Source organism: Shewanella sp. SM32, from assembly GCF_025654235.1.
Taxonomy (GTDB): domain Bacteria; phylum Pseudomonadota; class Gammaproteobacteria; order Enterobacterales; family Shewanellaceae; genus Shewanella; species Shewanella oncorhynchi.
In genome coordinates, this window is the sequence record NZ_JAKKRO010000007.1 from 99444 (window position 1) to 121216 (window position 21773).

The following is a 21773-nucleotide window of genomic DNA, read 5'->3' on the forward strand; positions in this document are numbered from 1 at the left end:
TTTGTCTATTTTGCACTTAATTGCTGATTTTGTTGAAGCAAAAATTTTGCCCAACCATAATCTGCTTGTACTTTGATCGCTTGTTGCCAATCTTCAATCGCGCCTTGGCTATCGCCTAATTCCTGTTTAGCGAGCCCGCGCCACGTGTAGGCTTCGGCTTCACCCCAGCAAATGTTGTCGCAAGGCTGGGCGAATCTTTCTATGGCTGTAGTGGCTAAGGTCTTAGCATTTTGCATGCTGCCGCCAAATATGGCTGGCGTGTTATAGGCGGCGATGGCTTTAACAAGCGCTACCCGTGGATTTTGTGGTTCTAATTGTTCGGCACTGGCAATCGCCTTGGCGGATTTCATGCCGAGCGTTGCACCTTTGCTATTGTCTAAGGCGATTTGCATGCCATAAACCGACGATAATAGCGCGAGGGATTCTGCATTCGCTTGGCTGGTTTCGAGTGCTTCTAATGTGGTTTGCGCTGCACTCAGTGCGCTGCTAGCGAGTGTTTTCTGCCCCATTACATTGGCACTGATGGCTAAGCGATAGTTCGCATAGGCTTTATCATAATCTTGAGTGCTACCGCTCAGTTGTTGTAATTGCGTTAGATTCATCGCATTCGAGGCCGCGTCTACATTGGTGATGTTAGTGTTTGATGGCGTTGCTGCAAACGAGTGAGTACTGATAAGCAAAAAGCTGGAGGCGAGGAGTAATGTTTTCATGGTATTTCCTTATTGAGTGAGTTTCCCAATGTTTGGGTACGGGCTCATTATCAGAAATTCGATAGAAGAAGTGCAGACACAAAGGTCATGGCTTTGGCATGACAAATGTCATCAGTTGAGTTGTGTGCTTATATTTTTTATGAGGTGTGCTTTAAAGAAAGTGCGTGATGAATAAAGTGGACAATACCTAGAGAGCAAAACACCGGAGAGGCCCCGGTGTTTTTTTATCGCAAATGATCAGCTAAGTGTTAAACCACAGCTTGAGTGCTTGCTTGGTTTATTAGGTAGCCCAAGTAACCTAAGTAGCACAGTAGTAATACTGAACCTTCGCGGCGGCCAATACGAAATCCTGTCCAAGCGAAAGGTAAAATCATGATGGCAAATGCCAACATCACGATGAAATCAAAGGGTTGGAAGCCAAGTGATGATACCGGCTGTACTATTGCAGTAATACCTAAAATACCCAAAATATTGAATATGTTAGAACCGACAACGTTACCTATGGCTATGTCACTCTGACCTTTCAGTGCTGCGAGAACAGAAGTTACTAACTCTGGCATACTGGTACCAATCGCCACGATCGTTAGGCCGATAATGACTTCACTGATACCGAAGGTCTTGGCTAAATCTACCGCGCCGTTGACAAACAAAATACCGCCACCGACTAACATACCAATACCGACTAAGATAAATAGGGCTGAAAGTAGCGGATTATTTGGACCTGCTTCAATCTCTTCCTCTTCATTACCATTTTTCGAGCTGATGTAACTAAAGGCTAAATAACCGAACAGTAGTGACAGTAATATCACACCGTCAATTAGGCTGAGCTCGCCATCTAACAAGAGTGCCCAGAACAACATGGAAGCCAATATCATCAAAGGGATATCACGCTTTACGACTTGAGATTGCACTTGAATAGGGCGGATAAGTGCCGTGATGGCTAAAATCAAACCTATGTTAGCAATGTTAGAGCCAATAACGTTACCTAAGGCGATACCGCTGTTTCCTGCTAGAGCAGACTTTACACTCACAGCCAGTTCTGGTGCACTAGTACCAAAGGCTACAATAGTTAAGCCTATGATAAGTGGCGTAATACCTAAACGTAGAGCGATTGAACTCGCGCCACGAACTAGGGCTTCTGCGCCTAAGGTTAAAATAATAAAACCGCCAATAATCGATAGTGTAATTAGCATCGTTAGACTCTGTTAAACCTAATATTGAATGGAAAAGTACAAGGGAATTGCCCCTTGGCCGACTGGCGCACATGATACGTGGTTTTATCGGATTTTGACAGAATATGTCATAAAAAAGCACACCCTAGGTGTGCTTAGTTTTAGCTGATGACCATACTCGCCAACTGATTGTTTGGCCTAGTTATTTTTGAGTCAATTCATCTTCCCAGCGGACTTGGGCGCCACGAATGCCGTCAACTCGTTCGCTAAAGGCTTTTTCAAGCACATGGCGTTTGATTTTGAGGGTAGGCGTGAGCGCATCATTCTCAATCGTCCAAGGATCACTGACCACGACAATCGCATCGACATGTTCGTGTGACTCTAAGTGCGGATTAACGCTATCGAGTGTCGCTTTGAGTGAGCTGCGGACTTCTTCGCGGGCTTGTAGATTGGCCCCTTCGGATAACTGCACTAGTGCGACGGGATGTGGCAGACCAGAGCCAATCACACAAATCAGTTCAACATGGGGATCCTGCGCCAATTTACGTTCGATAGGCACGGGCGCTACATATTTGCCCTTGGCGGTTTTAAAGTTGTCTTTCACTCGGCCAGTAATAGTGACACAACCATCGGCATCGATGGAGCACAAATCGCCTGTGTGGAAGAAACCATCAGCATCGAATGCCGCTGCAGTAGCTTCAGGCTGCAGATAATAAGCTGTCATTAATCCCGGGCTCTTGAGCAGTAGCTCACCATCCTCGCCTTGGCGGATCTGGCAATCCTCAACTGGGCGGCCAACAGTACCAATTTTACGCGCATCAAAAGGATAGTTGATGATCGAATAGGCACAGTTTTCTGTCATACCCCAAGCTTCGCAGATATTAAGACCAATACTGTGATACCAGTGGATCAGTGATGGCGGAATAGGTGCCGAGCCAGAGCCGAGTAGACGACAATGGTTCAAGCCTAAACCCTTATGGATTTTGTATTTCACAAAGCTGCTAAGCAGTGGGATTTTCAGCAATAGATTAAGTTTACTGACCCCAATTTTGTCGATAATGTTTTTCTGAAACAGGCTCCATAACCGTGGTACCGAGAAGAATACCGTTGGTTTTGCCCGTTGAACATCGACAACGAAGGAGTCGAGACTTTCAACGAAAGCCACCACACTACCTGAGTAGAAGGATGAGCCTTCAATCGCAACGCGCTCTGTGATGTGGGCTAAGGGTAAATAGGATAAAAGTCTATCGTCGCCATCGGTGCGCAGGTCACGGACGACCGCTTGGCAAGTCCAGCCATAGCTGGCGAAGGTTTGAATCGCGCCCTTAGGTTGGCCAGTCGAGCCAGAGGTATAGATGAGTGTCATCACTTGATCTGGAGTAGGAAGTGGGGCGTTAACTAAGGGGTAGCCTAGCTTAAGTAATTGTTCCCATTGATATTGTGCTGGCATCGTATCATAAGGCATGGCAAGGCGTAGTAGCTCGCCGCCGACACCAGCCTCTTGGTCAGCCCAATGGTCAAGTTTGCCGAGAAAAATGGCTTTTGCGCCACTGTGTTGCAGCACATAGCGAATAGTATCTGTGTTGGCGGTAGGGTAAATAGGTACGCTGACATAGCCGCCGTGCATCAACGCGAGGTCGGTGATAAACCATTCGGCACAGTTTTTAGAGAGAACGGCAATTTTATCACCACGCTCTAAGCCTAAGTGATGTAAGGCTCCGGCAAGTTGTTGAACTTTTTCTTGAACTTCAGCCCAAGTAAAATCAAGGAATTGACCCTTGATCGGTTGGCGTAAATAGACTTGGTCCCCCTGAGTATTAGCCCAGTGCGCCAGCATTTCAATTGGCGTCTTAATCGCTGTATCCATTGGCAATTCCCTGTTATTTATTGTTCTTTTGGCTGTACCCAGTATGGCGAGTTTTGTGAGCTCGCGCAAATAGTTTACAAGATTGTAAAATATGAGAATGGAGCGCAAAGCCTACAAGTTGAGTGTTATACCAATCGTATTAAATATCTGTTCATTCAGCGGGAGTTCAACGCGCTTTAGACAAGGCGAAGGCTTGAAGGCATAGTGGTGCTCTGTCGAAAGCCTTAAACGCAGTATAAAGCGCGTTGCCATGTAGTGAACATCAGCCGCCCTTCGGGAGCCACACAGGCATCCCACTCCGGTGTTGCATTGACTTAAAAGGGAATAACCATTTCTGCGTCAATGCGCCTTGGATTGAAATGCCTGTGAGGCTCTGAACTGATTAGATATTTAATGTGATTGGTATGAAAGCAAGATGAAGAGAGTGGCGAGCGGAGTGTTGGATTGTGTTGGCAACAAAAAGGCGCCGTAGCGCCTTTTCGTTTATAGAAGGTGAAATGCTAGCGCTTACAGCTCCATCACACCGTCCATTTCAACTTGAGAATCCTTCGGCAATTGCTTCACGCCGATAGCAGCACGGGCTGGGTATGGCTGGCTGAAGTAACGGCTCATGATTTCATTTACTTTAGCGAAGTGGCTTAAATCAATCAGGAAGATGTTGAGCTTAACGATATCGTTGATTGAACCACCCGCAGCAGTACAAACCGCCGTTAGGTTTTCAAATACTTGCACGACTTGTGCTTCAAAATCATCGCTGACAATTTGCATTGTGCTTGGCACGAGCGGGATCTGGCCAGATAAATACACTGTGCTGCCGATTTTAACCGCTTGTGAATACGTGCCTATGGCCGCTGGGGCGTTTTCGGTCGCTATGATGATTTTTTCTGCCATGACGCTCTCTCTAGTGTTGAGTTAATTAACGATTACGGGATGTGCGCAGTACTTCGGGTAGTACCCTAATTCGGCGCATCACGTTGGCTAAATGGATCCTGTCTTTCACCGAAATCCGCAGGTTGATCAAATACACGCGACCATCGCGTTCTTCAGTGCTGAGGTTGTGAATGTTTGAACCTTCGGCGGCAATGATCGAGGTGATCTTCGCCAGTGCACCTTGGTGGTTAACAATTTCCACCCGCAGATTGGCTTGGTAATCAACGCCTTCAACATTATCCCATTGTACGGGAATATATTTGTCTGGCTCGCCTTGATAACCACGAATATTGGCGCAGTTTTCCATGTGTACCACTAAGCCCTTACCTTGGCTCACGTGGGCTATCACGGCATCACCTGGGATGGGGCGGCAACAGTTAGCAAAGGTAACGAGCATGCCTTCGGCGCCACGAATTGGCATCATGTGGCCGTCGCGACTCTCTTGATTCTCAAGATTATCGCCAATCAAACGCTGGGCGATAACAATACTCATGGCATTGCCAAGGCCGATGTCGGCGAGCAGCGAATCGAGCGTGGTATGTTTAGTATCGCGGATCACTTTTTCAATCTGCTCAGGCGCAATGCTATCGAGTTTAGTTTTGCCTAGCGCATGGTTGAGCAGGCGGCGACCGAGTGCAATCGCATCATCACCTTTAAGGCTTTTCAGCACTTGGCGGATTTTAGCGCGAGCCTTGCCAGTCACCACAAAGTTTAACCAAGCGGCATTCGGACGCGCGCCTTTGGCGGTAATGATTTCAACGGTTTGGCCTGAAATTAACGGTTGGCTAAGCGGATACGCTTGGCGGTTAACGCGGGCTCCGACGCAAGTATTACCCACGTCCGTATGCACTTCGTAGGCAAAGTCTACCGCGGTTGCATTCACGGGCAATTCCAGAATGCGACCTTCAGGGGTGAACACATAAATCTCTTCAGGGAAGAGTTCAGTCTTCACGTTTTCAACGAATTCGAATGAGGTGCTGGCGCTTTGTTGTAATTCCAACAAGCTTTGCATCCACTTACGGGCACGCACTTGAGTCGTCGTGCCTTGGCCTGTTTGCGCCCCGCCTTTGTAGGCCCAGTGTGCAGCTACCCCTTTGTCGGCCATCTGATCCATATCTTCGGTACGAATTTGGATCTCAACGGGCACGCCATGTGGACCAAATAAAGAGGTATGGAGTGACTGATAACCGTTGGCTTTAGGGATAGCGATATAATCTTTGAAACGACCGGGACGAGGCTTATAAAGTCCATGCATGGCACCGAGTACGCGATAACAAGTGTCGATGGAATCGACTATCACCCTAAAGGCGTAGATATCCATCACTTCTTGGAATTGCAGTTCTTTACTCTGCATCTTGTTATAGATGGAGTAGAGGTTTTTCTCGCGACCTTTGACTTTCCCTGGAATACCCGCATCGTTTAAGCGCGTATACACAGCGGCTTCAATGCCTTGGATCAATTCTTTGCGATTCCCACGGGCGGCTTTAACGACTTCTTTAAGCACCCGATATCGCATGGGATAATAAGCTTGGAAACCTAAGTCTTCTAACTCGGTCTTGATGTTATGGATACCGAGACGGTTAGCGATGGGCGCGTAGATTTCTAAGGTTTCGCGGGCGATACGGCGACGTTTGTCGGGACGCAGTGCGCCTAAAGTACGCATGTTGTGGGTTCTATCGGCAAGCTTGATGAGGATAACGCGGATATCCTGCGTCATCGCCATCATCATTTTACGGAAGTTTTCAGCCTGGGCTTCTTTCTTGTCGCGAAATTTAAGCTTATCGAGTTTTGACACGCCTTCGACGAGTTCGGCCACCGCGACACCGAATAGTTCGGCTAAATCGTCTTTGGTGACATGGGTATCTTCGATAGTGTCGTGGAGCAGTGCTGCCATCAGCGTCTCATGATCAAGACGCATGTCAGCAAGGATGCGGGCAACCGCAACCGGATGAGTAATATAAGGTTCGCCACTCGTGCGCATTTGCCCTTCGTGGGCATCGCGCGCAATCTGGTACGCCTGCTTGAGCAATTCTACCTGTTCAGGTTCTAAGTAACCGGAAGCAGACTCCTTTAGACCTTCAAACAGATACAAGTGGCAGCTCTCCTTTTACCTAAATAGGTTTTTACTCAAAAACTATAATGAACGACCTTCAGCAATGGCTGCAACCGCTGCAATTTCAGCTGCTTCACGTTCACGCACCGTTTGACGCTCATCGGCATCTAAGGTGTGAGCATTAACTAAACCTAGTTCGATTTCACGCAGGGCGATAACCGTGGGTTTGTCGTTCATCTCTTCAACCATAGGGTCTTTACCCTGCACGGCGATTTGGCGAGCACGACGCGCCGCAACCAAGATCATATCAAAACGGTTGCCGATTTGTTCTACGGCGTCTTCTACAGTTACGCGAGCCATGTGTTGAAACTCCAGTTTATCTAGGGAAAAAATGACGCAAAATTGTACACTATGACAGCTATCCTGCCAACAGATCGTGAAGCATATCATTTTGCGCGTGGATCTGACTAGCACCTGTTAAGCGCTGACTGCGAATGATGGCACGCAAATCGGCTAAGGCAGTGTCAAAATCGTCGTTGACGATAATAAAATCATATTCTTTATAGTGGGACATTTCCGATACGGCTTGTGCCATACGGCTGGCGATAACATCGCTACTGTCTTGTCCGCGACCAGTGAGGCGGCGCTCTAGCTCGGCTTTAGAGGGTGGTAGAATAAACACACCAACGGCCTCTGGCATCACGGCTTTAACTTGTTCGGCACCTTGCCAGTCGATATCGAGGAAAACATCGATACCTTGGGTGAGCGTATGCTCGATCACATGGCGCGAGGTACCATAGTAATTGCCGAACACTTCTGCCCATTCAAAAAAGGCATTTTCAGCAATTAAGGCTTTGAATTGCTCAACATTAACGAAGTGATAGTGTTGACCATCAACTTCGCCTGGGCGTGGTGCGCGGGTGGTATGAGATACCGAAACCTGCATGTCGGCTGGCTTGTCTTTAAGCAAGGCTGAAATCAACGAGGATTTACCTGCGCCACTTGGCGCCGACACAATAAATAAATTTCCGCGTGCGGTCATGAGCTAAATATCCAATGGGTTAACGCAAGAAGGGCCCAGAAAGCCGAGTATTATACCGATTTTGACCATAGAAATACTAGGGCTTGTTGGCTGGCAATTTAAGCCTATTTTAGATTTACTTCGATATTATGTGCATTTTTATCCGACTTGGGTCGTAGGCACTGACAATTGCGGGTAAATTGGTTACGCTCGTGCGAATAAGGCAATGAGTGTCTTTTTGTATCTCGTTTTTATAACAATAAAGGAAGGGTCGTGCTGTTAAAATCTCTTTTCTGCCTTCACGGGCGTGATTCTCGTCCCCGTTTTGTCGCAATCAGTGTTGGCGTTTACGTCTGTATTGCATTTGCAGCCGCTGCTTTTGGGGCTAATTTTCTGATGTATTTGCTGGCATTGTTGGGTCTACCTTTATTAGGGCTCACCAGTTTGCGTCGTTTGGCCGATGCCGATAAGTCAAAAGGCTTGATTGGCGTATTTCTATTGCCGTTAATAATTTTCATCGGCCTGCTAGCGGCCGGTGTGCATATTGCCTTAATTGGATTGAGTTTAGTGTTAGCCGCGGGACTGACATTTTGGGGCTGGCGCTTTCCTGCACCAACGATAGTGGATTATCGCTACGGTTATTTCGGTCCTGAGCTGGATGCACCAACATCACAGGCAATGCCTAGGCGCCGTGTGGAACCGACTATCGTTCCTAAAACCATAGATCCTAAAATAGTAGATCCTAACACTATAGACCCTAAAGCCATGGCATCTAAAACTGCCATAGATCCTAACATCATTGACCCTAAACCTATTGTTGCTCAAGACGTTGCCGTAAGACAATCGGCAAAATCTACCTCTCATATTCAAGCACAACCTCAAGCTGAAAGGCGTGAGCCGCATGTTGAGCAGCTTCATGCCCAAACCATTAGCGCTGAGACTGTGTCTGAGCCAGAGGTCGATTTGTCTACCCATGTTGAATCTGTTTTAACATCGCCGAGGGTTGAGCCGAGTGTTAGCGCGGCGGAGGCAGAGCGAGAGGCGTTGCGTCAAGATGAGCTGCGCTTTGATGCGTTAACTCGAATGACGCAGAATCCTGCCGATTTTGTGATACCAGGCAGCCATGCAGATTTCCGTCCCGCTAATACTAGCCGCGTTGAACAGACCCACATTGAGTTGGTCGATGTCGATGTGGACAATGTTAATTTGAAACATGTCGACTTTACTGCGGCGCAATTAGATCCTGCCGAGCGTAGTGCTGAACCCGGTTGGCGTTTTACCGCCGAAGAAGATGACGAGCCTGACAGCTTTAACGATAGAGATCATGCCGAAGAAGTGCGTCAGCGCCGCGCCGAAGCAAAAGATTCTGGTTCGATGACTGAGCTATTTCGCGGTTTATTTGAGTTTTTGGCGCCACTAAAGCGTTTCTTGGTGTTGCCTAAGATTAAACTGCCGAAAGTGGAACGCCGTTATTGGCGCCCAGCAGGAATTGGCTGTGGTGTGGTGCTATTGATTGCCTTGGTGTGGGGACTTTGGCCAAATGGTGATGCAGAGACGGGTGATGGTGCAGAAGTTGTCACAGTTAACGCGATTGCGCCCTATGCGGGTGAGCGGGTGACGCTCGCGTTACCGGACGGTTTTTCTGTGGCGCTGGAGGATGACATCTTGATCATGCGTTGGCTCGGTGAGAAAGGTAAAGCACAAAACCTGTGGTCCTTAGCGACGGCAAAGGGAGATAAAACTTGCAGCGTCTTATCCTTTAACAATGGCACTGACTATCGCCCTGTGACTGTGGATCTGAAAGCGGATTCCGCTTCAGAGGCGCGATTCTCACCACTCGATACTCAGGCCATCATTATTGATCTCGCTCGTCGAGGTAATATTAGCCTGTGTGGTTATAAGTTCAGTCTTAAGGGCAGCCAAGCGATATTGGAACAAAATCGCACCTTTGGCGATTATATTGCTCGTTAAAAAAGTCTGCAGCTAAGTCGATAAAAATTCTGCTTAAATGCTAGTCACAATTAGAGGGGTAGATTACACTTTTGCTCCTCTTTTTCTCAAACCGTACTTTAGGTTGTTTAGGTCGCTGCGGTTTGGGGGAACACCTTTAAATTTGAACTGAATATATCAATCCAGCATGAATACAGAATTGACCTTAGTCATTATGGCTGCGGGGCTAGGTAGTCGCTTCGGCGGCGATAAGCAATTGGCGGCACTCGGCCCCGCGGGTGAACCCATGTTGGTGCTATCAATCATGTCGGCCATTCGCAGTGGTTTTCAGCGTGCTGTGCTGGTGATCCGCCCAGAGTTAGAAAGTGAATTAACTGAGATCCTGACACGATTTTTGCCAGTCGATTTTGAATATCATTTTTGCTATCAAGTCTTAACGGATTTACCCGAAGCGGCGCAGTTGGCGGATCTTAGCCATAGGCTTAAACCTTGGGGTACGGCCCATGCACTCTGGAGTGCGCGCTATCTCGTTAAAGGGCCAATGGCCGTTATCAATGCAGATGATTTTTATGGTGATAGCGCTTTTGCTTCCTTAGCCAAAGGCTTAAGCACTAGGCCAACCGAGTGGATGATGGTGGCCTATCCCATAGAACTCACATTGTCGGAACACGGTGGCGTTAATCGTGGTTTGTGTCAGGTTGAAAATGGTCAGCTTAAATCGGTCGCCGAATGGCTCAATATCGCCGAGCAAGCTGGCCACTTAATGGGTGATGGCCCGCAGGGTCATGCTAATTTGCCGGCGCAGTCCTTGGTCTCTATGACATGCTGGGGCTTCTCCCCAAACATATTTGATGTTATTAAACGTGAATTAACCGAATTTATCGGGCAACAGGGTCAACAACCTAAGTCTGAATGCTATTTACCCGCCATAGTACAAGCGGGAATTGAGCAAGGTTTGCCTGTGTATGTCGATGTTGCCTGTGAGCCATGGCTTGGCGTGACTTATCCGCAGGACACTGTCTGGGTAAAACAAAAATTAACGGAGTTATTGAGTGATTAAACTCATCAGGCAGTCAGTGTTGCCTCATTTTGGTATTGAATCTGCCGAGGCGAAAATTTCTGCCCTCGGTAATGGCCACATCAATGACACCCTTTTAGTGCGATGGCCTGCGGGCGAATTGGTATTGCAGCGAATTAACACTGAGGTATTTAAAACACCCAACGCTTTGGTCTGCAATGCCGATAAAATTAGCCATCATTTATGCGCTAAGTCATTACAGCAACAATACGGCCTTAAAGTCGTTAGCCCATGTTTAACCCAAGAGGGTGAGCTGGCTATCGATTTAGGCGAGCAAGGATTTTGGCGTGCGATCAGTTACTTGCCCCATAGTCTTAGCATTGAAGTGGTTAAGTCGGAACAAGAAGCGGAAATGGCGGCCAAGGCCTTTGGGCATTTTGCCTCTGCCTTGAGTGATTTTGATGCGACAGAGCTTGAAGATGTGATCCCCCAATTTCACCATTTACCGGGACGCATGGCCTTACTAAAGCAGGCCGCTGAACTCGATAGTCAGCATCGCTTAGCGCTCTGCCGTCATTGGGTCGATTACGCGTTATCTCAGCAGGCTTTGCTGGATGAACTTGCAGAAATATCGCCAAAGCTGCCGCTACGAATTTGTCATAACGACACTAAAATCAATAACATGCTTTTCGATAAACGCGACATGTCCAGCATGGCGATTATCGATTTAGATACCTGCATGAAAGGTCATCTGATGTATGACTTTGGTGATATGGTCCGCACCTTCTGCTCGCCAGAGGAAGAAGACTCAACGGCTTTGGATAAAGTCCAAGTGCGCCAAGATATCTTCGCCGCGATTTGCCGTGGCTACTTGAGCGAGTTGGGTGACGTTTTAACGGAAGACGAAAAGCGCAGTCTGTGGCTCGGTGCTCGGGTGATTTGTTTGATGATAGGTGTTCGTTTTTTAACGGATTATCTTAATGGTGATGTGTATTTCCATATCCACCGCGAAGGCCATAATTTAGACCGCGCCGCGAACCAGTTTACCTTGTACCAAAGCTTGCTCGACCAAGAGGCTGTGCTTAAAGCTAATTTTTAATTCAGCGCTTGGATATCTGTACATTGGTATCTGTGTACTGATCCAATGCATTGTTAAAGCGTGTAGTCGAAAAACTTACGGCTTTGTGGGCCTGCGCTATTGGTGTTGACCTTGTTGGGGTGTTTATATTCGCCCCAACTTGCCACGTTGCGGCCCACGTTAAGTTTAGGGAAACTCAGTGGCTCGCTTAAACCTAATGTAACATCGCTATTCTTCGCGTTTGCTTCCATTCCCAAAAATTGCAGTAACTGACTCAAGCTTCCTGCATGGCTAACATCAATTGAAATAAAGTCTTCCCGCCCATTAAAGTAAGCGAATACTTCTTGCTGATGCTTTTGATAACAAGCAATTAAGTGCTCACTGCTGGCAGGTTCCGCCACTTTATCTATGGCGAAAGTATGCCTAAAACTGCGCTTTAATATTGGATGGAAGCGGCCTGTTTTTTCATCCAAATGGGGTGCCATTTTACCAAGTAACATCTGCATCGAAGGCAACCAAGTATTGATATCTCGGTCGAGATAGACAAACACTGCTTCGGGAAATAATAAATCCAACTGCTGATAATCGCTGAAACAAGGCGTGTCAGACACTGCATCGGCAAGCATAAATGCCTGCTTAGTAAAGGCCATGTGTGCCACTTTTAGCCCTTGCTCCAATAGCGCCACACTCACACTCGTGGTGCCCGTGCGTGGCAAACCTATGATAAAGACTTTCTGCTTTTTCACCTTTATCTGTTCGTCACTGAGCGCATTCGACTGGACTGGATGCATTGCATCTTGCGTCGCAATCGGTGAATGACCAGTAGGTTGAACATTGCCGATACGCTGTGCATTAGCAGTACATTGTACGTGAGTCGAGGTTGGTGAATTGTTGGCGTTATCAGGCATAGGTTAGGCTCAGAATGTGTGTCAGCGGTGCGGTAAAGCCGTAAGTTATCACCTCGGCGTTTCACATTGGCGTGTCAAATCAGCGGCGGCAGTATATCTCAGTGCGAAGGCTTTGTCGGTGGCTACACATAAAAGTCACGCGTAGCGGCAATACACCACAGTAAAGGCGCCACAGTATCGTATGGCCGCTGTACGATAAAAATGGCTGACCGCAAGGCTTAGAAACGAGCTCCCGGATTACCAACAAGGCACATTTCCCTGTATTGCATAGCCATGTTGGTATTGATGAGGCGAATAGGTTTGTTAATCGCCTCATTATGTGAGTAGAATAGGCTTGTTATTTGATTCATGGGGTAGATATGTGGATTTGGCAGCAAGCCGATTGGCCTAAGTTTCATTGGAACACCAGCAGCATTGATGCCTTGCTGCGTCAGGTCTATTTCAATCAGGGCCTGTTGCTTGGCAAGCAAATGCTAAGTCACGACGATAGCTTATTAACTTCAGACGCTGCACTCGACACCTTACTCGCTAACATTATCCATTCCAGTGCCATCGAAGGTGAAAAGCTCAATGCGGCTTCGGTGCGCTCATCCTTAGCTAAAAAACTTGGCGTGACTGAAGATAAACCGTATCCGACAACAGCGCAAACCGATGGTTTGGCTGACATTATGCTCGATGCCTTAAAAAATTTAGATACAGAGTTAACCCTTGAGCGGATATTGGGTTGGCATAAACAGTTATTTCCCCAGGGTTATACGCTGTTTAACCCTGTTATTGGCGGAGCGCTGCGTGGCGATATACCTATGCAGGTTGTCTCTGGCCGCATTGATAAACCAACAGTACATTTTGAGGCACCTTCTAGAGCAGCCTTGGATGCTGAACTGTCACAGTTTATCGAATGGTTTAATGCATCACGGCAAGCGCAGGTTTTAGATCCGCTTATCCGTGCGGCGATAACACATCTTTGGTTTGTTACTCTTCATCCACTTGATGATGGTAATGGGCGCATCACGCGTTTATTGACTGATTTAGCTTTGGCGCAAGCGGAGAAACGCTCGATTCGTTTTTACGCTATGTCGGTCAGTATTCTTGCCCGTCGCCAAACTTACTATGACATTTTAGAGTCCACTCAAAGGGGGGATGTCGATATTACTCCTTGGTTAGTATGGTTTTTTGAGACCCTCAATGATTGCTTACTCAATGCGATGGCAGATGTGAGCAGAACGCTGTCGAAAACTCAGTATTGGCAAAGTGTCGACCAATCTTTATTGAGTCAAGAGCAAGCCAAAGTACTCAATTGCATGTTAGACGGCGATTTTGAGTTAGGGATTAATAGTAGCCAGTATCAAAAGGTTGCTAAGGTGAGCCGCGCCACCGCCACCCGTCATCTTGCGCAAATGGTCGAACAGCACTTTTTAGTAAAAGCCGGCGCCGGTGGCCGAAGTACCAGATACTTATTGCCACTCAGTATGAAACGATAAAGGTTAGGCATGTTATCAAGCACTTGCATTCCAGTGACTCGGTGAATAGAAACCTAGGGTTTCTAAGTTTATGAACGAGAGCCATGGAAGGCGAACTGGCAGTTAAATAGGGAATGTTCAAGTCCCAGGATGCTCAACCGTGACGTCCTGTCACGGATAGTCACTTCCATGTTAGTGCCTAATCCTGTTAGCCTTCGCGCATATCTGTTAGCCAGTAGAACCAATCGCTTAATAGAAATTTGAGATAGATACTGGCCCAAAGCCGACGTCGGCGGCCGAAGTACAAGGTACTTATTGCCGAGTGGTTGGTAAGTAGATTGCGGAATTTGCCGTCTAAATGTAATCAGCGGCAACAATCATTTTGCATTTTGTGAGTGACTACCCTGTGCGATGTTATGTCCAAATCATTAAGTGCTAGGCATTTAATGTGACTCATAGTCCGTAGACGTATTGTCTACAAGTAAAGATCATCATGAAAACTCTTCAAAGGATTATTCATGGAAGATCATTTGCTTACCTCATTCGGTACTCATCTAAAAAGTTTGCGACTTGAGAGATCTTTTTCTCAGGAGCAGCTTGCATTAAAAGCTGACATGGACAGAACCTATGTCAGCGGCATTGAACGTGGGCAACGCAATGTTAGTTTGATTAATCTTTTTAAGCTTGCCAGTGCTTTAGATATCTCGGCGAAACAACTTCTTGATTTTACCGTTGAGGGATCATTATGACTCAACGAGCATTTTATTCGGCGAGTTTTAAAGATTTTCTATCTGCTGAGCCCGATGCGATTACCGGGCAGATATCACGTTTCCATACTCAGCATTTATTGCATGCACAAACTCGTGCTTGGTGTGCTGAAATTGAAGTTCTCAAACGCTCCTTGGCCGAGAGCGTTGAGCGAGAAGGGCACATTTTCATTGAGTTTATGATCCCACGAATGGGACGACGTGCCGATGTCGTGATTATATTTAAAGGGATTGTTTTTGTTGTAGAGTTTAAAGTTGGCGCAAAAGTATTTACTGCTGCAGATATGGGGCAAACTCATGGATATGCTTTAGATTTAAAAAACTTTCATCGCGGTAGTCATGATAAATATCTAGTTCCTCTGCTTGTCGCCACGAAAGCGACGAGCCAATCGAAAAATCCAGAATTCGCCGACACCAACAATTATCGAAGCGGCGCAAGCGCTATATGCGCAGCATAAAGTCGAAGATATTGCTCGTAGTGAAGCCGACACTCAAAATCTTGGACAAACGAGCCAGCAATTACTTCAGTTGATTCACAATGCTCGGATCAATAAGCGAAAAATCATTTGTTTCGTTACCGGCGTTCCGGGTGCGGGCAAAACCCTTGTAGGGCTTAATATTGCGAGTGCGCATTCTAATGCTGACGAAAAGGAATATGCAGTATTTTTAAGCGGAAATGGCCCTTTAGTCTCTGTTTTGCAAGAAGCCCTGGCGCGAGATAGACGTGATCGCACTAAAGAGAAAATTGGCGATTGTCGACGACATACTGAGCAATTTATTCAGAATATCCATAAGTTTAGGGATGACTCGCTTACATCGAACAAACCCCCAGTAGAGCAAGTAGCTATCTTTGACGAAGCTCAGCGTGCTTGGAATGTTGAGCAGACTAGCAAATTCATGCAGACCAAGCGTAATCAAGCTGGATTCAATAAGTCTGAGCCAGAATATCTTATCGAAGTGATGGACCGCCATGAAGATTGGGCTGTAATTATTGCGTTGATCGGCGGTGGACAAGAAATCAACACCGGCGAGGTTGGGCTTTTTGGATGGTTGGATGCACTTGGCAACCGATTTACTCACTGGGATGCTTATTATTCTACGGATTTACTTAATGGTGAGTATGTGTCTACGGGTTTAACGACTCGCGACTTTTCAAAAGGTACTTTGTTACCTTGTTTACATTTGGCGACATCGATGCGTTCATTTCGAGCCGAAAAGTTGTCAAATTTTATCCACCATTTAGTTAATGGTAACAGTGGCATGGCTTTGAATGTTTTGGCGACTTTTAAGCAAAAATATCCAATTAAAGTTACCCGAGACTTAAAGGCTGCTAAATGTTGGATAAAATCTCAAGTGCGTGGGACTGAAACAATGGGAATGCTAGCCTCGTCAAATGGTATTCGATTAAAAGCTGAAGGCATTTTCGTCAAAAACAAAATTGAGCATAAAGATTGGTTTTTGGGGCCGATAGAGGATATTCGTTCTTCACATTTTCTTGAAGATGTCGCCACAGAGTTTGATGTTCAAGGGCTTGAGCTTGATTGGTGTTTGGTTGCTTGGGAGGCTGATTTTAGATTCGGTCATGCAGGTTTTGAGCATATGCAGTTTCGAGGCTCAAGCTGGGAACAACGACAACGGGAAGAAAAATGCAGGTATCTTGAAAATGCCTATCGAGTCTTACTGACGCGAGCGAGGCAAGGAATGGTGATTTTCGTCCCTAAAGGCGATGAGTTAGATATTACTAGAAAACCGGCTTTTTATGATTCGACTTATCAATTTCTAAAAGCGTGTGGAATCGAAGAGCTTTGAACTTTTGAGTGAGACACGAGCTAACTTTATTATCCTATTTGCAATATCAACTTTACCCATTGGATAGATAGAGTTGCTCCGCTTTTACAGGTATCGAGCATATCTCTCATTCAACATATGGGTAAAGTAGGGATGTAATTCCTAGTCGCTTACAAGTTGAAACTTATCTGAACTCGCCAGCTTCTCCATCAAAAACTCAATCAATACACTCACCTTAGTCGGCAAATGTTTTCGCTGTGGATAAACCGCGTAGATGCCATGTTCTGGGATGGGATGGTCTGCGAGCAAGGCTTGTAGGCGGCCAGCTTGTAAGTCGGTGTCGACCATGAAACGGGGCAGGTTGGCTATGCCTAAACCATCGAGTGTAGCTTGGTGGATGGCATCACTATTGTTGACTTGATAGTTACCGTTCGGCTGGATACGAGTGGGGCCCTGCGGGCTTAAAAAGGTCCATTCAACACCATCACGAAAATATGAGTAGAGCAAACAGTTATGTTGGCTAAGTTGCTGTGGCGTTTGTGGTGCAGCGTGGCGAGCAAGATACTCGGGTGAGGCGCAAATGACACTTAAACAAGGGGCAATTTTACGGGCAATCAGGCTCGAATCTGGCAGTTCGCCGATGCGAATCGCCAGATCGAATCCGCCAGCAATTAAATCGGTGGTCTTATCATCCATCTGCATTTGCAGCTGTATTTTTGGATAGCGGCGCAGAAACTCGGGTATCAAAGGGGCGATATGCAAGCGGCCAAATACCATAGGGACGGCGATGCGTAAATTGCCCTGAGGCGCTTGTTGTAGCTCAGAAATGGCGTCCAAGCCGTCTGCTGCGAGTTTAACTGCAGGACGAACATAGTCAAAATAGCGGGCGCCCGCTTCGGTAAGACTTAAGCTGCGAGTGGTACGGTGCAAAAGTTGAATACCCAGACTTTGTTCTAATAGGGTAATGCGTTTACTCACCGCCGATTTACTCAGTCTAAGCTTTTGACTAGCAAGCGAAAAGCTACCGCATTCCACGACAGTGACAAAGATAGGTAGTGCCGAAAAGTGCTCCATGGTGTCCTTAGATTATCGCGTTCCCCTGCCATTATTGTTGATGATACCTCAACAGTCAGTTTTTATTATCGTGGTTATCATCGCCCTTGATGCAAGGTAGACTAATGCACTTGCTGATTGCGGGTGTCGACTGTGAAGCCTAGTTATTTTCGCGCTCATCGCTCATGTTTATCGCTTATCTTGATTACTGCTAGGCAGTTAGCCACAGTATTGCCGCAATCGCCGATGTACCATTCTCGATGCCACTGAACGGCATGGGATGGGTCTTAGCTATTTTGTCAGAAAGAGAGTTCCTATGTCCTTGCCTTACCAATGGATTTTGTTCGATGCCGATGAAACCCTATTTTATTTCGATGCCTTAAAAGGGCTTAAATTGATGTTTAGTGAGTTTGGGGTCGATTTTACCCAAGCCGATTTTGATGAGTATCAGTTAGTTAACAAACCACTTTGGGTCGATTATCAAGATGGCAAGATAACTGCCGCTGAGTTGCAGACCATACGTTTCGAGCCTTGGGCTGCCAAATTATCTGTCACGGCGATGACGCTCAATAGTGCCTTTTTATCGGCAATGGCCGAAATTTGTTCGCCGCTACCCGGTGCCCGCGAGTTATTAGCCGCGCTCCAAGGTAAGGCAAAATTAGGCATCATCACTAACGGTTTCACTGAGCTACAAACCGTGCGATTAGAGCGTACAGGCTTACAGCATCATTTTGATATTTTGGTGATTTCAGAAAAAGTCGGCATAGCCAAACCTGATGTGGGCATCTTCGAGCACGCCTTCGAACTCATGGGTCATCCTGAGCGCGATGCTGTGCTCATGGTCGGTGATAACCCGCATTCAGATATCCAAGGCGGTATCAACGCAGGTATTCATACTTGTTGGTATAACGTCCACGGCCACGATGTACCCGCCGGTATCGCCCCGCACTATCAAGTGAGCTCGCACCAAGAGCTGCAAAAAATCCTGTTACCGTAAAGGATTGTTCACTGAGCCTAGTTCAGCACTTCGCACGCGATAGGTTTGGCTAAGAGTGAGTGCTTTAACTGATATCCCCTCAGTGTCATAAAATACAAAAAGCCCTTACATTAAGGGCTTTTTGGTATCTAAAACGCGTTAACTATCATTACTCAACGTTTTGGATCTGAATGTTTTTGTTTTCAATAAAACCATTATTTAACAATAGCTAGTGTGCTTTATTTCTTGGTAATTCGCATTGATACCCACCGATATACCCACCAGTTGAAAATGGCTAGGGTGAATTCCTAGATTAGCCGTTTGGGAATGAAATAAGCCAAATTACTGTTGGTCCTTAGCTTTTGTATCATCAACTTTATTTACATTTAGTTTGTTGAGTTTTTCTGCTAGTTGTCGGTATTTTTTTTGCTCTTCTTTCTTGAAAAGGCTAGATGTTCTTTCAATGAGACCAATCAACTCGTCGCAGTATTCTAGTAAGCAATTTAAATTGCTAGATAATGCATCAATTCGCTGATCTTTTTCTTCATTGCTTTTCTGGAACTTAAGATAACTATCAATTGGTGGTGTTTTTAGCGCTTGTTTGGCGGCTTTTGCTGCTTCCCTTTTTTCCTTTTCGGTGCTTTTTGCAATCTTTTTTTGTTCTATTAAATTTTGGAAGTTGTTATCAATCAGGTTTTCTAGGACTTGACTCAGTGGCAAGTTCGCATCGACTGCCAATTTTCTGAGTTGAGAATGATGCTGCATAGAAATTGGGTAGGTAATTGATACTTTGCCATTTTTCTTGTTTTCCTGTCTCTGAATGACACTCCGCCAAGCATCCTTCATATTGCGGACCAATAATAGCTCATTGCCATATTGCTGTTTGTACTGCCCAAGTCCAATTTCGAACGAGGCTGGATCAACTGGATAGTGAAGTACAATTTTCTTTTCTAAAAAGTAACCCTCAGCCCACCTCACCATATCCACGTTCTTGAAGTCTATCCAATCAAATGGACCTTTAGTCTCAACCATAGATTACCTCTAATAAACGTTAATTTAGATTATGAAGTCATAATAGTAGTTTTATCTAATTAATATTACTTAGTTTAGTTCTAAGATCTTTACTTAATCTGATAACTAAATCATGCTATTTTGTCAATGTCTTAATTTATTTCTTAATTACGTGACTTAGTCACATACTCTGTTTAATAGGTACTTTTAACGCTACTAAAGTCAGTTTTTGTTTAAGTTAACGAGGTGAAAATGTACCTAAATGCCATCAGTGTTGAATTGTCTTTACCTAAAGAAAACCACCTTGTACAAGGTGGTTATTTGAGACGTTTTATTGCAAAACCTGAACTAAAATTCTTTTTTATTCGACTGATATATCAATATGGTATCGATGAAATTAGTGGCGTTAGTATTGAGGCGTTAGCTAAGGCTTTAGGCGTTTCTAAGAACACTTTCGTTGATGGAATGACATTGTTATGCCGGATTGGCTTTTATAGAAAATCGTTGAGTAAGGCTATTAGCACTTCAGGGAAAGGACGCCCAGCTTGCGTGTATAGCCCAACTGATAAACTCAATGAAAAGCTGCAGCGAGGAGATTTAGAATGTTACTGGAAGGTCTTGATTGAGGATTTATTAGTTGATTGTGGCGACAATCAAGTAGGCCTGCGACATCCATTAAAATTAGCTAATCGTTTACTACTTATTACTTTTTTAATGCATGCCGATGAGTTTGGAAAAGTGCATTCTCTGGGGTATTCGTGTTTACAGCAACTTACGGGTATGTCTAAGCAACAGCTAGCTTCACAACGTAAAACGTTAGCCGGCCTTGGTTACATTATTGACTATCAACCAGGAAGGCCTAAGTTCGCGGAGAAGCAAGTTCTGCAGAGTAAGAGCTGCTATTCTATAAATACCTACCATTCAAAATTCCCTGAACGCACTAGGCCTGTAGAGTTGATGAATCAATGGGAAATTAATCCAAAGAGGTTGGTGCAAGAGGCTGCCAAAGTTGAAATAGCTAAGCAGCAGTTTCAGGCGCTCTCATCCAACAAAATAGTTGACCCAGCTGTAGCTGTAGCTGTAGCTGAAACCAACTATCTGGTTGCTCGCAAAGAGTTTGCAACCATTGTCGGCGATGGTAATGCTTGGAAGTGTTACAGCTACTTCTGTAAAAAATTCATCGATAAGCAAAATTTTGATATGTTGAATCAAAGAATTGTTTTTTACGCGTCGTCGATGCTGACCAAGCACTGGGACCTGTTTTCAACTCAGACATTACATTGTGGCCAACTTGCAATTGCGACAAGTATTAAAAAAGAAATTTCAGATGATGTTTTGTTGGAAATAATGACGGATCCTGAAAGTATTCAGAAATTTGATGTGCAGCTGAGTAGTGGTGAATTGGCAGAGTCATTTTCTGAGCTTCTTCTTAACAGCAGCTTTGGGTTAGCAAAATTTGTCTATAGAGAATTGACTGAATTCGTAGAGCACAAACCTACAGGCAAAATTCGAAGCCTAAAAATTTTACCGATGGTGTATGTTTCTGCAACTATGCACATGCCAATCAATGTGCTACTTACTGAGAAATAGCAGGCAAACGAGAGATCTTAATTATTTAATTATCGAGTAATGTGATATCCCATCGCCCTTGTTCGCCCGATCTGCTGCTCAATGATTGACGGGGATTTCAGTTATTGCGATTGTCTGTTTGTTAATACTACAACCCTGTAGCCATACCTACTACTCAATACTATTCCTTCAGCCAGTATCTCTAACACTACCTTATGAACATACAGGGTTAGCTGCCATCAAAGGCGAGCTAACCTTTGCAAGTGATATCAAGCCCTTTGGGGCTTTTGAGTTATAAATTACACAAACCCCATACGTTATGAACAATAACCAATATGGGATATCAATATGTACTCACGTCACACCTCAAACACTAACCTTACCGTCATCAGCAATGGCCAATACCAAGGCCTCAATGTTTATCCTAGGCCACTAAGCGCTG

Annotated in this window: 19 protein-coding genes; 9 read left to right on the top strand and 10 right to left on the bottom strand. The window is 45.6% G+C overall.

All coding sequences use genetic code 11. The features are described from left to right. Positions 1 to 5 precede the first annotated feature (5 nt). The 7 genes from L5M10_RS04815 to gmk all read right to left on the bottom strand — a co-directional run bounded on the left by L5M10_RS04815 (position 6) and on the right by gmk (position 7774). On the bottom strand, positions 6 to 710 hold the full coding sequence (locus L5M10_RS04815) for a hypothetical protein (RefSeq protein ID WP_263164399.1): 705 nt from the start codon (positions 708 to 710) through the stop codon (positions 6 to 8). 248 nt (positions 711 to 958) lie between these two features. Beyond that, positions 959 to 1903: a calcium/sodium antiporter gene (locus L5M10_RS04820; protein ID WP_105251158.1), complete on the bottom strand. Its 945-nt coding sequence runs from the start codon at positions 1901 to 1903 to the stop codon at positions 959 to 961. Between the two features lie 181 nt (positions 1904 to 2084). Then, the gene (locus L5M10_RS04825) at positions 2085 to 3749 is read right to left on the bottom strand and encodes an AMP-binding protein (protein WP_131523995.1); all 1665 of its coding nucleotides are present in this window, start codon (positions 3747 to 3749) and stop codon (positions 2085 to 2087) included. A gap of 507 nt (positions 3750 to 4256) precedes the next feature. After that, positions 4257 to 4640 carry a RidA family protein gene (locus tag L5M10_RS04830; RefSeq protein WP_263164401.1) on the bottom strand — a complete coding sequence of 128 codons (384 nt, stop codon included), beginning with the start codon at positions 4638 to 4640 and terminating at the stop codon, positions 4257 to 4259. Positions 4641 to 4665: 25 nt separating this feature from the next. Continuing rightward, positions 4666 to 6771 (bottom strand): bifunctional GTP diphosphokinase/guanosine-3',5'-bis pyrophosphate 3'-pyrophosphohydrolase, encoded by a 2106-nt coding sequence (gene spoT / locus L5M10_RS04835; protein ID WP_105251161.1) that lies wholly within the window; start codon positions 6769 to 6771, stop codon positions 4666 to 4668. Between the two features lie 42 nt (positions 6772 to 6813). Further along, positions 6814 to 7092: a DNA-directed RNA polymerase subunit omega gene (gene rpoZ / locus L5M10_RS04840; protein ID WP_007651394.1), complete on the bottom strand. Its 279-nt coding sequence runs from the start codon at positions 7090 to 7092 to the stop codon at positions 6814 to 6816. A 58-nt stretch (positions 7093 to 7150) separates the two neighbouring features. Then, positions 7151 to 7774 carry a guanylate kinase gene (gene gmk, locus L5M10_RS04845; protein WP_105251162.1) on the bottom strand — a complete coding sequence of 208 codons (624 nt, stop codon included), beginning with the start codon at positions 7772 to 7774 and terminating at the stop codon, positions 7151 to 7153. 252 nt (positions 7775 to 8026) lie between these two features. Here gmk and L5M10_RS04850 point away from each other — a divergent pair, with 252 nt between their 5' ends. The 3 genes from L5M10_RS04850 (at position 8027) to L5M10_RS04860 (ending at position 11820) form a co-directional block, all read left to right on the top strand. Next, a complete protein-coding gene (locus tag L5M10_RS04850; protein WP_263164402.1) occupies positions 8027 to 9724 on the top strand; it encodes a hypothetical protein in 1698 nt (565 codons plus the stop codon). A 166-nt stretch (positions 9725 to 9890) separates the two neighbouring features. Continuing rightward, positions 9891 to 10763, top strand: coding sequence for an NDP-sugar synthase (locus tag L5M10_RS04855; protein ID WP_263164404.1), 873 nt, complete (start codon positions 9891 to 9893; stop codon positions 10761 to 10763). After that, positions 10756 to 11820 carry a phosphotransferase enzyme family protein gene (locus L5M10_RS04860; RefSeq protein WP_168826533.1) on the top strand — a complete coding sequence of 355 codons (1065 nt, stop codon included), beginning with the start codon at positions 10756 to 10758 and terminating at the stop codon, positions 11818 to 11820. Before L5M10_RS04855 ends, L5M10_RS04860 begins: the two co-directional genes overlap by 8 nt. Before the next feature lie 53 nt (positions 11821 to 11873). Here L5M10_RS04860 and L5M10_RS04865 read toward each other — a convergent pair whose 3' ends face one another. Further along, positions 11874 to 12707 carry a sulfotransferase gene (locus tag L5M10_RS04865; RefSeq protein ID WP_263164407.1) on the bottom strand — a complete coding sequence of 278 codons (834 nt, stop codon included), beginning with the start codon at positions 12705 to 12707 and terminating at the stop codon, positions 11874 to 11876. A 359-nt stretch (positions 12708 to 13066) separates the two neighbouring features. On the opposite strand from L5M10_RS04865, the gene L5M10_RS04870 reads away from it, so the two are divergent. From L5M10_RS04870 to L5M10_RS04885, 4 genes are all read left to right on the top strand, one after another. Further along, positions 13067 to 14188 (top strand): Fic family protein, encoded by a 1122-nt coding sequence (locus tag L5M10_RS04870; RefSeq protein WP_263254944.1) that lies wholly within the window; start codon positions 13067 to 13069, stop codon positions 14186 to 14188. A 497-nt stretch (positions 14189 to 14685) separates the two neighbouring features. After that, on the top strand, positions 14686 to 14916 hold the full coding sequence (locus L5M10_RS04875) for a helix-turn-helix domain-containing protein (protein WP_263237520.1): 231 nt from the start codon (positions 14686 to 14688) through the stop codon (positions 14914 to 14916). Then, entirely contained in the window at positions 14913 to 15392 is a 480-nt protein-coding gene (locus tag L5M10_RS04880) for a hypothetical protein (RefSeq protein ID WP_263237519.1), read from the top strand. The genes L5M10_RS04875 and L5M10_RS04880 overlap by 4 nt, the downstream gene beginning before the upstream one ends. Further along, positions 15298 to 16743: a DUF2075 domain-containing protein gene (locus L5M10_RS04885; RefSeq protein WP_263237518.1), complete on the top strand. Its 1446-nt coding sequence runs from the start codon at positions 15298 to 15300 to the stop codon at positions 16741 to 16743. The genes L5M10_RS04880 and L5M10_RS04885 overlap by 95 nt, the downstream gene beginning before the upstream one ends. A 141-nt stretch (positions 16744 to 16884) precedes the next feature. Here L5M10_RS04885 and L5M10_RS04890 read toward each other — a convergent pair whose 3' ends face one another. After that, positions 16885 to 17796, bottom strand: coding sequence for a LysR family transcriptional regulator (locus L5M10_RS04890; RefSeq protein WP_263237516.1), 912 nt, complete (start codon positions 17794 to 17796; stop codon positions 16885 to 16887). A gap of 295 nt (positions 17797 to 18091) precedes the next feature. On the opposite strand from L5M10_RS04890, the gene yjjG reads away from it, so the two are divergent. Next, positions 18092 to 18772, top strand: coding sequence for a pyrimidine 5'-nucleotidase (gene yjjG, locus L5M10_RS04895; protein ID WP_131523988.1), 681 nt, complete (start codon positions 18092 to 18094; stop codon positions 18770 to 18772). 321 nt (positions 18773 to 19093) lie between these two features. Here the strand turns inward: yjjG and L5M10_RS04900 are convergent, their stop codons facing one another. After that, on the bottom strand, positions 19094 to 19783 hold the full coding sequence (locus L5M10_RS04900; RefSeq protein WP_263254945.1) for a hypothetical protein: 690 nt from the start codon (positions 19781 to 19783) through the stop codon (positions 19094 to 19096). A 231-nt stretch (positions 19784 to 20014) separates the two neighbouring features. Between L5M10_RS04900 and L5M10_RS04905 the strand changes: the two genes are divergently transcribed. Next, complete coding sequence (locus L5M10_RS04905; protein ID WP_263254946.1) at positions 20015 to 21352, top strand: hypothetical protein; 1338 nt, start codon at positions 20015 to 20017, stop codon at positions 21350 to 21352. Positions 21353 to 21773: the final 421 nt, after the last annotated feature.